At 59.2% G+C, this 15,111-nt stretch carries 12 protein-coding genes; 3 read left to right on the top strand and 9 right to left on the bottom strand.

What is annotated here, in order from left to right; genetic code table 11:
- Positions 1–25 precede the first annotated feature (25 nt).
- The 3 genes from OHL21_RS22365 to OHL21_RS22355 form a co-directional block, all read right to left on the bottom strand.
- Complete coding sequence (locus tag OHL21_RS22365; RefSeq protein WP_263419524.1) at positions 26–3,259, bottom strand: TonB-dependent receptor; 3,234 nt, start codon at positions 3,257–3,259, stop codon at positions 26–28.
- A gap of 156 nt (positions 3,260–3,415) precedes the next feature.
- Positions 3,416–4,513, bottom strand: a complete 1,098-nt coding sequence (locus OHL21_RS22360; RefSeq protein WP_263419523.1) for a YeiH family protein — start codon at positions 4,511–4,513, stop codon at positions 3,416–3,418.
- A gap of 22 nt (positions 4,514–4,535) precedes the next feature.
- Positions 4,536–4,664: a hypothetical protein gene (locus tag OHL21_RS22355; RefSeq protein WP_263419522.1), complete on the bottom strand. Its 129-nt coding sequence runs from the start codon at positions 4,662–4,664 to the stop codon at positions 4,536–4,538.
- A gap of 315 nt (positions 4,665–4,979) precedes the next feature.
- On the opposite strand from OHL21_RS22355, the gene tdh reads away from it, so the two are divergent.
- Both tdh and OHL21_RS22345 read left to right on the top strand, forming a co-directional pair.
- Positions 4,980–6,017: an L-threonine 3-dehydrogenase gene (tdh, locus tag OHL21_RS22350; RefSeq protein ID WP_263419521.1), complete on the top strand. Its 1,038-nt coding sequence runs from the start codon at positions 4,980–4,982 to the stop codon at positions 6,015–6,017.
- Between the two features lie 3 nt (positions 6,018–6,020).
- A complete protein-coding gene (locus OHL21_RS22345; RefSeq protein ID WP_263419520.1) occupies positions 6,021–7,226 on the top strand; it encodes a glycine C-acetyltransferase in 1,206 nt (401 codons plus the stop codon).
- A 217-nt stretch (positions 7,227–7,443) separates the two neighbouring features.
- Here OHL21_RS22345 and OHL21_RS22340 read toward each other — a convergent pair whose 3' ends face one another.
- The 4 genes from OHL21_RS22340 to OHL21_RS22325 all read right to left on the bottom strand — a co-directional run bounded on the left by OHL21_RS22340 (position 7,444) and on the right by OHL21_RS22325 (position 12,068).
- Complete coding sequence (locus OHL21_RS22340) at positions 7,444–8,115, bottom strand: YceI family protein (protein WP_263419519.1); 672 nt, start codon at positions 8,113–8,115, stop codon at positions 7,444–7,446.
- Positions 8,116–8,224: 109 nt separating this feature from the next.
- The gene (gene msrA, locus OHL21_RS22335) at positions 8,225–8,902 is read right to left on the bottom strand and encodes a peptide-methionine (S)-S-oxide reductase MsrA (protein WP_263419518.1); all 678 of its coding nucleotides are present in this window, start codon (positions 8,900–8,902) and stop codon (positions 8,225–8,227) included.
- A 77-nt stretch (positions 8,903–8,979) separates the two neighbouring features.
- The gene (locus OHL21_RS22330) at positions 8,980–10,419 is read right to left on the bottom strand and encodes an ATP-binding protein (protein WP_263419517.1); all 1,440 of its coding nucleotides are present in this window, start codon (positions 10,417–10,419) and stop codon (positions 8,980–8,982) included.
- Positions 10,416–12,068 carry a response regulator gene (locus OHL21_RS22325; protein WP_263419516.1) on the bottom strand — a complete coding sequence of 551 codons (1,653 nt, stop codon included), beginning with the start codon at positions 12,066–12,068 and terminating at the stop codon, positions 10,416–10,418. Before OHL21_RS22325 ends, OHL21_RS22330 begins: the two co-directional genes overlap by 4 nt.
- A 229-nt stretch (positions 12,069–12,297) precedes the next feature.
- On the opposite strand from OHL21_RS22325, the gene OHL21_RS22320 reads away from it, so the two are divergent.
- Positions 12,298–12,873 carry a helix-turn-helix transcriptional regulator gene (locus OHL21_RS22320; protein WP_263419515.1) on the top strand — a complete coding sequence of 192 codons (576 nt, stop codon included), beginning with the start codon at positions 12,298–12,300 and terminating at the stop codon, positions 12,871–12,873.
- On the opposite strand, the gene OHL21_RS22315 is transcribed toward OHL21_RS22320, so the two are convergent.
- A complete protein-coding gene (locus OHL21_RS22315; RefSeq protein WP_263419514.1) occupies positions 12,870–13,247 on the bottom strand; it encodes a response regulator in 378 nt (125 codons plus the stop codon). The genes OHL21_RS22320 and OHL21_RS22315 overlap by 4 nt on opposite strands.
- A 220-nt stretch (positions 13,248–13,467) precedes the next feature.
- Positions 13,468–15,033 (bottom strand): L-glutamate gamma-semialdehyde dehydrogenase, encoded by a 1,566-nt coding sequence (pruA, locus tag OHL21_RS22310; protein ID WP_263419513.1) that lies wholly within the window; start codon positions 15,031–15,033, stop codon positions 13,468–13,470.
- Between the last annotated feature and the right edge of the window lie 78 nt (positions 15,034–15,111).

Genomic DNA, 15,111 nt, shown 5'->3' with positions numbered 1-15,111 from the left:
GCCATTTGTTTGAGTTATCGGCTACTTAGAAGGCCAGCTTCAATCCGAACTGTAACTGGCGGGAGGTGGTCGAGGTTGCCGTGATAGCCCCCGCCGTGGACGAAGCCACCGCGGCGGTGGTCTGGTTGGCGGCTGTGCCTTGTGTCGGGCCTGAGCTGAAGACCGTAGGGTTGGGGAGGGCGAAGTTGGTGTGGTTCAGGAAGTTGAAGGCCTCGGCCCGGAATTGGGCGTTCACCCGCTCACCCACCTTGAAGCGCTTGAGCAGAGACAGGTCAACGTTCAGGAGATGCGGCCCGGTGAGGGTGTCGCGTCCCAGGTTACCGACCGCGCCGTAGTGGGGAGCGCTGAAGGCGGCGGGATTGAACCACTGGTTGACGGTATGCGGATAAAGGTCGCCATTGAAGTTCGGATTGACGTCTGGGCGCACCGGATTGCGGGTGTCTCCGCTGCCAGTGGGGTTATAGCCAAGCTGCGGCGTAAAGGGGAAGCCTGATTGCAGATTTGCAATGCTGCTGACCGTCCAGCCATCCAGAGTCTGACGTGCAACGCCGGAGCTGAGGCGGTGCGCGAAGGGAATCTCCCAGGTGCCGTTGATTGCCGCGTTGTGCTTGATATCCGTGGCGGCCCGGCCCCAGTCAAGCTTGGGGAAGTAAGGAACGCTGACGAAGGCTGGCGTGTTGGCGCTGACGCTGGTATTCCATGCCGAGCCATTGTCGAGGTTGCGGGCAAAGGTGTAGTTGCCGCGAATCTGCAGACCGTGCGAGAACTGCCGGCGGACATCCACCTGGAGCGCGCTGTAGAAGCTGTTCGCAGCAGACCACCAGGAGGTGGTGTTGGCGACGTTGGGGTTCAGTTTCGTGGTCGTTGGATAGTAGACGGTTCCAGCTGCCAGCGATGCAGGGCAGGATGGATTCGGGCAAACCACCGCGGGCGGTTCGTTGAGGTCGCCGGAGACGATCTGGTGGTATCCGCGTGATCCTGCATAACCGACGGTAAGCGAGGTGTTGTTAGCGATCTGCTGTTCGACGCGCAACGACCAGGCGATGACCGTTGGAGTGCGGATGTCGGGCTGTACGTTCGAGGGCGAGATCAGCGAACCGGCTGCAGCCGTAGTCGATGGCGTGATGGCCAGGCTAGAGACGGGAATGTTCTTGAAGGCCAGGGTTGTATTGAAGGGGGCCACCTGGGTCAGACGGTAGTCCAGATTATCCAGCAGGGCGCGATGGATACCTACGCCGAGGCGGATCGCGGTCTTACCGCTGGCGAAGGGCGACCAGGAGAGGCCCAGGCGAGGCTCCGGGAGGAACTTGGCCTTGTTGTCGTAAAGGGCATACTTGCCGACAGTCGGGTTGGTGTCGATGACCCAGTTGTTGAGTTTGTAGTTAGCCGCGCGGTTCTGCGCCTCGCTCCAGTTGCTGGCTGACTCGAAGCGGAAACCGGCGCGGATTTCGAGACGTGGAGTGATGCGGAAAGTATCTTCTACAAAACCCGCACCGAAGAGAGCGCGGAAGCCAAGCGCTGTCGGAGCCGGAACGACGCTGAAGGTGGCGGCTGTGCCCTGCAGGAAGGTTGTGAGTGTGGAGAACGAGGCCTGGCCATACTGGTTCTGCGCCAGCAGATCATTGGCCTGCAGCCGCTGCAGCCATACACCGGCTTCGATCTGATGGCGGCCTACGGTGTAGAAGATGTGGTCGTCGAAGGTGAAGAGGTTGCGTACGGCGCGATTGTTGGAGCCTACATTGGCTCCTGCGGTGGAGACCTGGGAGACTCCGTTCGACGCAGTGGAACCGGCGATGACGATGGCTCCGACCGGCCTGCCAACCACAAATGGCGTAACTCCATCCACGGGAACTTCGCCGGTGAAGAAGAAAGCAGCGCGCGAGTATCCGAAGCGCGCCGTGTTCAGCAGACGCGGAGAGAAGACATGCTGCTCCTGCAGGCTGGTGACTTGCTCGCGTACGTCTTCATTGATCCATGTCAGCGGATTCACGGTTGGTGTGTGGGCGGTGGAGTCATCGACCGTGTAGACGGAGAAGAACTGGTCTTTGCTGCCGAGGTTCCAGTCGAAACGCGTGGTGCCGAAGTCTTCGCGGATGCGCTGCACCGGATTGGAGTACGCATAGGCCAGGCCTGAACCGAGATCGGGCCCGTTGGCCCGCGGCCACAGATTCAGAAGATTCGCTGCGCCGGGCGCCACGCCGACGTAAGTCTCTCCGGTTCCGCTGCTGTTAGGAACATATCCCTGGCGCGCGCGATCGTTGGGAACGATGGCTTTGTTAGAGAGGCCGAGGTTCTGGCGATATCCCTCGTAGTTGGCAAAGAGCAGCAGCTTGTCCTTGCGGATAGGTCCGCCGACGGAGCCGCCAAAGTTATTGCGCTGGAACTGCGGCAGGCGCTTACCGTTGGCTCCTGGCTGGTCGAAATAGTTACGAGCATCGAGAGAGGAGTTGCGCAGGAACTCGTAGACATTGCCGTGGTACTGGTTGGTGCCGCTGGCGGTAACAATGGAGATCTGCGCACCCTGACGCTTGCCGTAGTTGGCTCCATAAGTGTCGGTGATGACGTTGAACTCACGCACGGCATCGACGCCGAGGAGCTGTCCGCTCGCGCCGCCGGGGGTGACATTGATCAACGAGGCGCCGGTGTACTCAATGCCGTTCAGAAGGAAGATATTGTCCTGCGGTCGGCGGCCCGCAACGGAGAACATGGCGCCAACGGAAGAGTTCGAAGTGCCGACGGAACCGGAGCGCTGGCCGGTGTAGTTCACGACGCCGGGATTGAGCGTCAGCAACTGATCGTAGGAGCGGCCGTTGAGGGGGAGCTCCTTGACGGCACGCTCATCGACGAGCCCGGCGGTCTGCTGCGTCGACAGATTTACGACCGGCGGAGTGTCTACGACCGAGACCGCCTGCGAGACCTCACCGACCGTAAGGCGGATATCAGCGGTGACTGCCTGGCCGACCACAACGGGCACAGCGGTGAGGGTCTGGCGGGCGAAGCCGTCCTTCTCCGCGCTGACGGACCAGCGGCCAATGGTGACGGAGGGAGCCGAGTAGCGGCCCTGGGCGTCGGTGGTCAGATGGCGTTCTGTGCCCGTCTCTTCGTTGCGGACGGTAACGGTTGCGCCGGAGACGGCGGCGCCGCTGGCGTCAGTGACTGTGCCGGAGATGGAGCCGCCCACCATCTGGGCATGGGCTCGGAGAAGAGCGAAGCTGGCGAATAAGAGCAGGAATGCAGCGAAGTATGCGATACGGCGCATGGAGTCAATCTCCTTGTGGTTCTTTGGTGCGCGTCTGCTCAGGTGCAGCGCGGCTTGGAATGTGAAGTGAGAACTGCCAGAAGATGCAGGATAGGTGCGCGGCCCGGGAGGGCTAGCGACAACAACAACAGGATTCTGCGGAGCCGCGGCGAGAGATCATTGGATTCCTCCGCGAATGAAGGTCCAATAGACCAGGCCAAGCGTGACCAGGGCGATGAAGATCTCGCCAAGGATGCCGACCACGATGGGCCGCCATCCCTGCCCGGTCAGGTCGCGCAGGTCAGTGCGCAGGCCAACTCCGGCAAATGCCGGAAGAAACGCCCAGCGCGAAAGATTGCTCAGGCTGGAGAGCTGCGAGGTATTGAAGAAGCTCGAAGACGCCAGCACCGAGATGATTAGAAAGCCGAGGATGAACTTGGGAAACTTCTGCCAGAGGAAGAGCGCTTTGTTGGGTACATCGGGCGCCTGGCCCTTGGAGGCCCAGTAGACGGCATAGCCAAGAACGACAAAGCCGATGAAGGCGGAGCGAGCGGTCTTGGCAAGGATGGCGAAGCGTCCAGCGACATCGCCGTAGAGGGCGCCGGTCACGGTGGCCTCGGCAGTGTTATCTACGGCCAGACCGGTCCAGATGCCATAGCTTTCCTGGCTGAGGCCGAGCATATGGCCGATCGCCGGGAAGGTGAACAACGCGATTGCGCCAAGTGTGAGAATCGCGGCGATGGCGGTCGAGACGTCTTCTTCTTCAGGTTCGATGGCTCCGCGCGCAGCCATGATGGCCGTGACGCCGCAGATGGAAGAGCCGATGGCGAGCAGCGAGGTCAACTTTGGACGCAGCCCGAAGATGCGGCCGAGCAGCGTCATGACAGTGAGGGACAGCGCCAGCTCGATAAAGACCAGCACCAGCGAGACAGTGCCGATGCGCAACACATCGGAGAAGACAAAGCGTGCGCCAACCAGAACGATACCGAGCTTCAGCCAGAGCTCATAGGTAGCGATACCAGGGCGGAAGATGGGTTTGATGCCGATGAAATTGGAGATGATGAGGCCCAGGATGATGGCCCAGAGCACGTACTCGATCTGCGGTAGACGCAGGTGGTACTCGGTGCGGAGATGCGTGAATTCATGCTCGATGAACTTGCCGAGGAACCCGATACCGAAGAGCAGCGCCATGCCCGGTAGCAGACGCAAAAATGCCCTATAGGCAGACGCGGAACTCCGCGCGGACGTATCCGGGGATGCAAGTACGGTAGACACGGTTCAGCGAGACTGCAAAGTGCTAGAAGCTGATATGCGGAACGACGTTGAGGCGTACCAGTACGGCCAGTGTCAGTGCAATGCCGATGGCCAGCATATCGATGACGGCTGTGTTGTGCTTGATGGCTGCCTTGGTTTGATTCGGTGACATCGTTGCGAAACTCCTTACCGGGGTGGTTCGTTGTTCGCGATGCGCCGGAAAGAGAAAACCCACGCATCGCGCTTTGGCTGATGCGTGGGTCTCTGAATCTTGGGAGCGTCTTTTTACGCTTTGGCTAGGCCAGGTCAGAAACCGCGCAGCAGCATACGCTGTTGCAACAAACGCAACAGGTACAAGCGGCGATGCGGTTCATAACCATTACTGAGAGGTTAGATGTTCCCAGGCCTCACGTCAAGGGCGGCGGGCACTAAAATGGGGGCGGCGTTCGACCCCCCAAAGGACGCCCGGAAAGCTGCAGGGTTGCGCATGAAAGCTCTCGTCAAGAGCCGAGCCGAAAGAGGGCTGTGGCTGGAAGATGTTCCCGAGCCGGAGATTGGCATCAACGACGTCAAGATCAAGGTTCTGGCAACAGGTATCTGCGGTACAGATCTCCATATCTATCAGTGGGATGAGTGGGCCCAAAAGACCATCCCGGTCCCGATGACCATCGGCCATGAGTTTGTTGGTGAGATCGTTGAGGTAGGTTCCAACGTTACTGACTTTCATCCGGGAGACCGGGTGAGCGGTGAAGGACACGTGGTCTGCGGCCGCTGTCGCAACTGCCTGGCAGGACGGCGCCATCTCTGTGCCCATACGCTGGGTGTCGGTGTGAACCGGCCCGGCGCCTTTGCCGAATATGTGGTGCTGCCCATGACCAATATCTGGCGGCATGCCGACAATATCCCGACGGATGTCGCGGCTATCTTCGATCCCTTCGGCAACGCCGTGCACACGGCACTGGCCTTCCCAGTGCTGGGAGAGGATGTGCTGGTGACGGGCGCAGGCCCAATCGGCATTATGGCCGCCGCCGTGGCGAAACATGCCGGAGCGCGGCATGTCGTGATCACGGATCTGAATCCGGTGCGGCTGGAGCTGGCGCGTAAGGCCGCGGGTGTTTCGCTGGCGGTGAATCCGAAAGAGACGAGCCTCAAAGATGTAATGCAGCAGCTCGATATGCACGAAGGCTTCGATGTCGGGCTGGAGATGAGCGGCAATCCGCATGCCTTCCGCGACATGATCGCAACCATGTCACATGGTGGAAAGATCGCGATGCTGGGGATCCCGTCGCCCTCGGAGATGGCGATTGATTGGAACCAGGTGATCTTCGATCAGCTGACCATCCGCGGTATCTATGGCCGCGAGATGTATGAGACCTGGTACAAGATGACGGTGATGCTGCAGTCGGGCCTTGATATCAGTAAGGTGATTACGCATTGCTACCAGTGGAACGAGTTTGAAAAGGGCTTCGACGCCATGCGCGCAGGAAGCTCAGGTAAGGTCATCCTGGATTGGAGCACGGTATAACGCATGAGCCAGACACGTCCTCAACTTGCACATCTGACCGCCGCGCTGAATGAGCTGAAAGAGCGCGGAACCTACTTCAAGCTGCGTGTACTCGATGGAGAGCAGGGGCCGGTCAGTGTCTACGACGGCCGCGAGGTCATCAACCTGGCCTCCAATAACTATCTCGGTCTTTGCGATCATCCGAAGCTGAAGGAAGCTGCACTGAAAGCGACCGAGAAGTATGGTGTTGGTTCGGGTGCGGTGCGCACGATTGCCGGCACGATGAAGATCCATCTTGAGCTTGAAGAGAAGATCGCTGCCTTCAAGAATGTGGAGGCGTGCGTTGTCTTTCAGTCGGGCTTCACGGCAAATGCCGGAACTGTTTCCTCGATTCTGGGCAAAGAAGATTTCATCCTTTCAGACGAGCTGAACCACGCCTCCATCATTGACGGAGCACGGCTCTCGCGGGCAAAGATCAAGGTCTTTCGCCATAAGGATGTCGCTCACTGTGAAGAGCTACTGCAGGAAGTGCAAAACGAACCCGGCCGCAAGCTGGTGATCACCGACGGTGTCTTTTCGATGGATGGCGATATTGGGCCTGTCGATAAGCTGGCTGATCTGGCGGAGAAGTATGGCGCCATCATGATGGTGGACGATGCGCATGCATCCGGCGTGCTGGGCCGCAATGGGCGTGGCTCTATCGATCACTTCCACTGTCATGGGCGGGTGGATGTGCAGGTAGGCACGCTGTCGAAGGCGATCGGCGCTCTCGGCGGATATGTCTGCGGATCGCGCGATCTGATTGAGTATCTCTACCACCGTGCGCGGCCCTTTCTGTTTTCGACATCGCATCCACCGTCAGTCGCGGCGACGTGTATTGCGGCCTTCGATCTGCTGGAGAGTGAGCCGGAACGGATCGAACGGCTGTGGGAGAACACACACTACTTTAAGCAGCAGCTTACGAGTGCGGGCTTCGATGTAGGTGGAAAGACTACACCCGCCAGCGAGACTCCGATTACGCCCATCATCATCGGTGAGGGCAAGCTGACGATGGAGTTCAGCAAGGCATTATTCGAGGCTGGGGTGCTGGCGACAGGGATTGCATTTCCGACGGTTCCGGAAGGAAAGGCGCGGGTGAGGACGATTGTTTCCAGTGAACATACAAAGGCTCAGTTGGATCGGGCGCTGGAGATCCTGACCGGAACAGCGAAGAGGATGGGGATTTTGTAGGGGATTCATCCCTACCGGGTGCCCCACCCTCACGGAGTTAGGGTGGGCGGGGTTACCCATAAATTCCGACAAACGTGGAACCGGTAACACGGGCTTACTAAAATTTTGTGGCTTCCTTGCCCACCTTAACGTTGTGAGGGTGGGGCACCCGGGTTGGGGAAAATAGGAAACGGCGAAGGTCCGGGAGACCCAGACCTTCGTTTATCTCGTTCTTCCCTTACGGCAGGCTGCGTTTGAAGCGGTAGGCGAGTTCCAGGTCGATCTTGTTTTCGACGCTGGCCAGACGGCCGATCTTCGGCGGGTTGAGGCCGAACTGGTCGAAGGTCAGAATTGTCTTGGCTCGGCCGGCGACCATATTGTCGCGCGGATTGAAGGTGGCGATGCCCTGGAAGGTCACCTCTTTCGTCACGCCGTGAATGGTCAGGTTGCCGGTGAGGGCAATGCCCGCCTGCCCGGCGGAGGGAATCAGCTTATCGAGGCCGGTCACCTTGGTGGGAACGAATTCCGCGGTGGGGTATTTTGCGGTCTCCAGGGTGCGGTTCTGGACAAAGCCGTCGCGCTGGTCCTGATCGCTCTTCAGGCCGCGCAGGTCGACGGTGATCTTGGAACTGGGATCGACTGTTCCGTCAGCCTTGATGATCAGCGTCCCGGAGACCAGGTTTGTGGTGCCGATGGCTTCATTGGTAAAGGCCACACCGACAAACTGTTCGGTCACGCGATAGCTGGCGGATGAGCCCTCGGTAATGACATCCAGTTTGGCGCCGGGAGTCGGAGGCGGTGGTGGCTGCTGCGGTCCGCCGGGGCCTCCAGGACCAGGCATTTGAGCGTGGATAGCGGCGCTGGCGAAAGTCAGCAGACCTGCCAGAAGCAGAGTGGGCTTGCGAAACATACAACCTCCACAGAAGAAAAACAGATGTTATTGCGTGGTGGAGGTATGACGGGACAGACGAAAAAAAAGCCGCAGGAAAACGGTTGGAAATCCATTCTCCTGCGTGCTCTTACTGCTGGTAGTGGCCGTTGTACTCGACGAATAGGTCCGGGAACTGCTTCTTCAGAGCTGCAATCTTCGGCAGATCACATACCTGGATGTAGGGATTGCCGGGGTTTTTGAGGGCATAGTCCTGGTGATAGTCCTCTCCGGGATAAAACGCCTGCAGGGGAGAGAGCTTGGTAACGATCTTCCCGTGGAAGACATGCGCCGCATCCAGTTGGGCGATGTAGTCGGCGGCCAGCTTGCGCTGCTCCTCATTGGCATAAAAGATGGCCGAACGGTAGGAGTAGCCGATGTCGTTGTCCTGGCGATTGAGCTGTGTGGGATCGTGCGCTACGGAGAAGAAGATGCGCAGCAAGGTGCCGTAGGTGATGCGCGCGGGATCGTAGACGACCTCAACCGACTCGGCGTGATCGGTGGTCTCAGTGACAACCTGGCCGTAGTTTGCGGTCTCTTTGGTGCCGCCGGAGTATCCGGCGGTGGTGTGCAGTACGCCCTTCAGGCGCTGGAAGACAGCCTGTGTGCCCCAGAAGCATCCGCCGGCAAAAACGGCGGTCTGGCGGCCATGGGTGGTAGCGAGGGCGACATCGTGAGTCGGCGCGGGAATGGGCTGCTTGGTAGCGGCTCCTGCGGTAAGCGTGAGTACGCCAAGCATACCCGCCAGAACTCGTGAAAGTTTGCGCATGGCAGTTGACCTCCTCGCATTGGACGCGGAATCGGTTAGCAGGTTACAGGCGTCGTCCGGACGTCTCAGGAAAGGCTCTACTTCGACTCCTGCTTGATGGGAAAGCTGACGGTAAACTCCGTCTTGCCCGGCTCCGAGGTAAAGCTGATGGTGCCGCCCGCCTGTTCGGCGATTCGTTGTGCGATACCGAGCCCGAGTCCGGTGCCAACCCCCATGGGCTTGGTGGTGAAGAAGGTCTCGAAGATCTTGCCCTGGTCCTCCGGCGCGATGCCGGCTCCGTTGTCTCCGATGGTGACAAAGATGCGGCCGTCGTTGGCTCCGGTCTTGACGGTAATCTCACCGCCCTTGCTGGGAGCGGCATCGATGGCATTGTCGAGGAGATTGGTCCAGATCTGGTTCAGACCCGCGGCGTGGACAGAGAGAGGAGGAAGGCCGCCGGCAAAGCTCTTTTTGATGCTGAGTTGTTTTTCGTAGATCTTGTGCTTCAAAAGAATGAGCGTGGCATGCACGCTCTCGTTCAGGTCTATGGATTGTCCGCTCTTGCCTTCGTAGGTGTAGGTCTTTACTGCTTTGACGAGGCCGGTGATGCGGGTGATGCTCTCTTCGATAGTGCCTACCAGTTGCATGGAGCTGACCATGGAGGCGAGCCAGGCAATGATGTTTTCGATCGAGTGTTTACCATCTTCCAGCGCTTCGGCTTTCAGGCAATCCAGGTCGTGGGTGGTGATGCCGATGGAGGTAAGAATCGGAGCCAGACCCCAGGAGTTGGGAACGTTGTTCGATTCCAGCCATTCGGCCAGCGCCTCTTCTGCGTCCGCCTCTTCCAGCGAGCTCATGCACTGCGGCCGCTCAGAGGAGAAGGCACGTTCCTGCAGAGCCCAGACGCATTCAAATTCCCGTTTATCGTGCTCCCGGGAGAATGCCTTGCCTAGCTCATGCATCAGGCGAAGGTTGCTTCGTAGCTGGCTGGCTGCGCGGCTGGCGGCGGCGCCGGGATTGTTCAGCTCGTGCATCAGACCGGCGGTGAGTGTACCCAGAGCGGCGAGCTTCTCCTCCTGAATGGAGCGGTGCTGTGCGCCCCGTACCCGCTCATTCAACTGGCTCAGGATAAAGCTGCGCATGGCGGGGCAGCGAGCCATAAGGCCCCAGAATTCCTCCTCGCTGTAGGAAAGGATCAGGCAGTCTTCCACAGCCTCGGCCGTGACCGGGATGGCCTGCTGGGTAATGAGTGCGTATTCGCCCATAACCGCACCGGGCTCGAGGGTCGAGATCGTCTGTGCCTGTTTGGTGCCATAGTGATAGTAACCACGGACCGAACCCTGTAACAGTATGCCGAACAGCGTCAGCTTCTCTCCCTGCTGGGCAAGAATCTGCCCCGCAGGGACATGCACGACAGGAGCCGCCGAGATACAGGTCAGCTCCTCTTCGGAGAGGGTGGAGAAGACAGGCAGCGCGCGAAGTCTTTCAGCAACTTCGGCGGGTGAGAGCGACACGGTCTGGGTTAGATCAATCATCATCGAGAAAGGTTTGCGAGATATTGGTGAACGAATTGGACGGCGATAGAGCCTTCGCCAACGGCGGAGGCACAGCGCTTGACGGAGCCATGGCGAACATCCCCGGCGACAAAGATGCCGGGGACACTGCTCTCCAGCAGGTACGGATCGCGGTCGATCTTGAGCTTTGCCCTCAGGTCGGAGGGAAGATCCGGACCGGCCAGAATGAAGCCGCGATCGTCGGTCAGAACGGTGGAGGGTAGCCAATCGGTCTTGGGTGCGGCGCCGATGAAGATAAAGACAGAAGAGGTAGAACGCCTCTCTTCGCCCTTCGGAGTTTTTACGGTGATGCACTCAAGATGCCCGTCGCCATCGAAGCCGACGATCTCGGTCTGGGTTTCAACCGTGATATTCGGACGAGAGGCAATCTGGTCGATCAGGTACTTGGACATCGACTTCTCCAGGCCCCCGCCACGAACCAGCATCCGTACGGAAGCGGCGTAGTTGGAGAAGTGCATGGCAGCCTGACCGGCAGAATTCGCTCCGCCTACGATGTAAACCTCTTCATTGGCGCAGGAGATGGCCTCACTCATGGAAGCGCCATAGTACACCCCTGCTCCGGTGAAGAGATCAGCTCCAGGGACGTCGAGCTTGCAGTAGGAGACGCCCGTGGCCACCAGGCAGACGTGGCAGGTGACCTCGTTGCCATCGGCCATGGTGATGATGTGGTAGTTGTTCTCGCTGCGAACACAGGTAGCACGCTGCGTGAGGAACTCGGCTCCAAGACGGTTGGCCTGCAGGGTGGCCCGCTTGGCCAGCTCTTCGCCGGAGAGGCCCTGGGGGAAGCCCAGGTAGTTCTCGATGCGCGAGGAGGAACCCGCCTGTCCACCGGGGGCTTCAGGCTCGACGATCAGGGTGCGAAGCCCCTCTGAGGCTCCATAGACGCCAGCCGCCAGACCGGCAGGACCGGCGCCAATGACGACCAGATCGTAGAACTGCTGCTCAGCCTGGGTACGGAGGCCGATCTTCTGGGCGAGTTCGAGTTGCGACGGCTGTACCAGAAAGTCCCCGTTACCGAAGCAGACCACCGGCAGGTTTTTGGCGTCGAGCTTGTGTTCTTCCAGGAGCTTGGTGGCCTCCGGGTGTTGTTCCAGATTCAGCCATTGATACTGCACATGGTTGCGACCGAGAAAGTCCCGGGTGGCGTGGTCCTGAGGTGACCAGCGGGTGCCGATGACCCGAAGTCCCTCGAATGCAGGCTTATAGCCCTGCTGCCAGGCTTCCAGAAGATCGTCCAGCACGGGATAAAGCTTCTCTTCCGGCGGATCCCAAGGCTTATTCAGGTAGTAGTGGATCTTGGCGGAGTTGATCGCCCGGATGGCGGCTTCTGTATCGGCGTAGGCGGTCAGAAGGGCGCGCTTGGCGTCTGGATAGAGGGGGATAACGTTTTCCAGCAGTTCGACGCCGGTCATGCCGGGCATGCGCTGGTCGGAGAGGAAGAGTGCGACCTGCTCACCGCGTTCCTTGAGCTGTTCGGCCGTATCAAGCGCTGCTTTGCCTGAGGCGGCTCGCAGGATACGGTATTGCTGCCCGTAATGGCGGCGAAGATCCTGGACTACCGCTTCCAGAACGCTGGTATCGTCGTCGACTGCGAGGATGATTGGTTTGGGCATACCGTTGAGTCTAGCTTCGCGACGGCATTTAGATTCGTTCCACAGCCGCCGGGACGCAAAATTTAGGTTGCAACTCAAGATGTGCGCAATGCAAGATGTGTTCCGTTTCCAGACACCGCTTGCGAGGGCGGCGAGCGTGCCGATAAGCCGTGACGAGAGAGTTATCGAGAGGTATTGACTGATGGTCCGGCTGATTCTGGGAGACAACGAGGCAATTTTCCGCGCGGGAATGGCGAGGGTTTTAGTCCGTGATGACGAGACTCGCATCGTGGCGCAGTGTGGCGATGAACAACGGTTGATGGAGTCCGTGCGCACGTTCCGCGCATCAATCGTTCTGGTGGGCCGGTCTATGTGCAGTGACCTCCCGGCACTGTTCGCCGCAGTCATTGAGTCGGGTAGCCGACTGATTCTGGTCCTGGAAAAGGGCGAGGAGCCGACACCGGAGATGCGTGCCAGGGTTTTTGGTGTGGTGCACCGCGACGTGGATGGCCAGGCGTTGGTGGAGTGTGTACGCCGGGTGACCCGCGGTCAGCGGGTATTTCCGGAGACGAAACAGACCGGAGTGCAGAAGGACCATATGGGCCACCTCGTCCGCGAGAAGCTCACGCCGCGCGAGATGCAGGTCGTTGGTCTTATCGTTCAGGGATGCCGTAACAAGGACATTGCCAACCAGCTAGGCACCAAGGAGCAGGTCGTCAAGAACTACCTGCGCAGTGTTTACGGTAAGGTCGGCGTTTCGGACCGCCTGGAACTGGCGCTGTTCGCCATCCACCATCATGTGGTCGAGGGCGTGGCCGTCTCTTAGCTTGCAAGCGTGGCTCCTTCCGCTGAAGGGCGGAGTAGCGTTTCCAGGATGGTGACCAGCTCTGAAGGGTCGACCGGTTTTTCAAGATAGATGTCGGCAGTTGGTTCCGAGGACTGGAAGGCCCGGGAGACATATCCGGAGACGACAATCACTGGAGCTGCAGAGAGCTGTTTGATCTGCTGCAGCAGAAGGTGACCGTCTTCTGTACCAAGCTGCCAGTCCATCACAATGGCATCGAAGGGCGTGGCTCGCAGATGAGCCAGCGCCTGTGTGACTGAGGGCGCCGGGATAGCCGTGTGACCGGCCCGATCCAGGATGGCGCATTTCAGAAGCAGAGCTTCCGACTCATCATCTACGCAGAGAACGCGGGCCACGGCTCCTGTCCCTCCTCGCTCGGGGGAATTTCCGTCACAGCATTTCCCTGTAAGTGTAGTGCAGGGATTCCGCATCCATGGGCGTTTTCCGCAATGAAAACACCGCTGCACTCCTCTTCCGGGATACCCAGCAACTGGGAAATGTACCAGAGCATTTCTCCTAAGAATGTAGAGCGAAGTATCAGGAGAACTGCTCTAGACTGCGGTGACTATCAATGCTCTATTGCACTTTTTCAGCAATCGACTTTGCCTGCGTGAAGAGTAGCAGATAGTCTGCTCCGCCCGCCTTGGAGTCTGTACCGCTCATATTGAAACCGCCGAAAGGATGCGCTCCGACCATCGCGCCGGTGCACTTGCGGTTGAAGTACAGGTTGCCGACGTGGAACTCCACGCGGGCACGGTCGAGTTTGGCGGCAGAGTTGGAGTAAAGGGCTCCGGTCAGACCGTACTCGGTGTTATTGGCGATGGAGAGCGCATCGTCGAAGTCCTGCGACTTGATCACGGCAAGCACTGGGCCAAAGATCTCTTCCTGTGCAATGCGCGCGGTTGGTGCAACATCAGTAAATATCGTGGGCTCAACGTAATAGCCGTTTTCTTTGGTGGGGATAGCATTCCCGCCCAGAAGCAGTTTGCCTTCCGTTTTCCCGATAGCGAGATAACTCATTACGCGGTCGAAGGCGCGCTGGCTGCTGACCGGACCGGTATAGACGTTCTCCACGGGATCGCCCGTCTTGAGGGTAGCGACCTTTTCGCGGAGCCTGTCAGTGAAGGTGTCATAAATAGCCTGGTTGACGATGACGCGCGAACAGGCAGAGCACTTCTGACCATTGAATCCGAAGGCTGATGCGATGACGCCATCAACCGCCGCATCGAGATCGCAGTCGGCTTCGACGATGATAGAGTCTTTGCCGCCCAGCTCGAGGATGGTGCGCTTGATGAACTTCTGTCCGGGCTGGGTTTTGGCGGCGCGCTCGTGAATCTCGAGACCCACGGCCTTCGAGCCGGTGAAGGCGATAAAGCGGGTCTGGGGATGGTCGACGAGAGCACGGCCGACCTCGGGTCCCTCGCCCTGCAGCAGGTTTACAACTCCGTCGGGCAGGCCTGCTTCTTCCAACACGGCAACGAAGCGTGCGGCGATGGTAGGAGCATCCGCCGAGGGCTTAAGAACGACGGTGTTGCCGCAGACGATCGCGGCAACGGTCATGCCCGCCATGATGGCGAGGGGAAAGTTCCACGGCGGAATCACGGCGCCGACCCCGAGAGGCATGTAGCGGAGCCGGTTGCGCTCACCGGGATATTGGATCGGGGTTGTGGACTGGTCGAGCTTCAGCGCTTCACGGGCGTAGAACTCGAGGAAGTCAATCGTCTCGCCCACGTCTGCATCGGCTTCCGTCCAGTTTTTGCCGACCTCGTACGTCAGCCAGGCGCAGAACTCGAACTTGCGTGCTCGTACAAGTTGTGCAGTGCGGAGCAGGACTTTGACACGATCTTCCATGGGAAGACGGGACCAGGTTTGGAATGCCGCCTGCGCTGCCTGCATCGCCTGCTCGGCGTGCTGCTCGGTGGCGCGCTGATGAATGCCGACAACCTGCCCGGTGCGCGCGGGATTGACGGAGACGATCTTTTCGGAGGCTGTGACGTGTCTGCCGCCAATGATGAGGTCGTACTCTTTGCCGAGGAGTCCTGCTACCGTTTCGAGGCCTTCGCGCATGTGTTGCGCTGCGGCCGGATCGTTGAAATTAACAAAAGGCTCGTTCTTAAACGGGGGCAGATCAAGGATCGACATAACAGATTAAGTTTATCGCTTGAAGTTGGGCAGGGCCAGATGGCCCCGATGGTTGAATCGTTGAATGGTTGAATCGTT

This window comes from Terriglobus albidus, from assembly GCF_025685425.1.
In the GTDB taxonomy this organism is placed as follows: domain Bacteria; phylum Acidobacteriota; class Terriglobia; order Terriglobales; family Acidobacteriaceae; genus Terriglobus; species Terriglobus albidus.
The sequence above is the reverse complement of the archived record's forward strand: the minus strand, read 5'-3'. Positions and strand labels throughout refer to the sequence as shown.

Coding starts and splice junctions, on each gene's coding strand:
- OHL21_RS22340 (WP_263419519.1), bottom strand. CDS start 8,115: ATGTTTCGCAAGCCCACTCTGCTTCTGGCAGGTCTGCTGACTTTCGCC.
- pruA (WP_263419513.1), bottom strand. CDS start 15,033: ATGTCGATCCTTGATCTGCCCCCGTTTAAGAACGAGCCTTTTGTTAAT.
- OHL21_RS22345 (WP_263419520.1), top strand. CDS start 6,021: ATGAGCCAGACACGTCCTCAACTTGCACATCTGACCGCCGCGCTGAAT.
- OHL21_RS22365 (WP_263419524.1), bottom strand. CDS start 3,259: ATGCGCCGTATCGCATACTTCGCTGCATTCCTGCTCTTATTCGCCAGC.
- OHL21_RS22325 (WP_263419516.1), bottom strand. CDS start 12,068: ATGCCCAAACCAATCATCCTCGCAGTCGACGACGATACCAGCGTTCTG.
- OHL21_RS22320 (WP_263419515.1), top strand. CDS start 12,298: ATGGCGAGGGTTTTAGTCCGTGATGACGAGACTCGCATCGTGGCGCAG.
- OHL21_RS22330 (WP_263419517.1), bottom strand. CDS start 10,419: ATGATGATTGATCTAACCCAGACCGTGTCGCTCTCACCCGCCGAAGTT.
- tdh (WP_263419521.1), top strand. CDS start 4,980: ATGAAAGCTCTCGTCAAGAGCCGAGCCGAAAGAGGGCTGTGGCTGGAA.
- msrA (WP_263419518.1), bottom strand. CDS start 8,902: ATGCGCAAACTTTCACGAGTTCTGGCGGGTATGCTTGGCGTACTCACG.
- OHL21_RS22355 (WP_263419522.1), bottom strand. CDS start 4,664: ATGTCACCGAATCAAACCAAGGCAGCCATCAAGCACAACACAGCCGTC.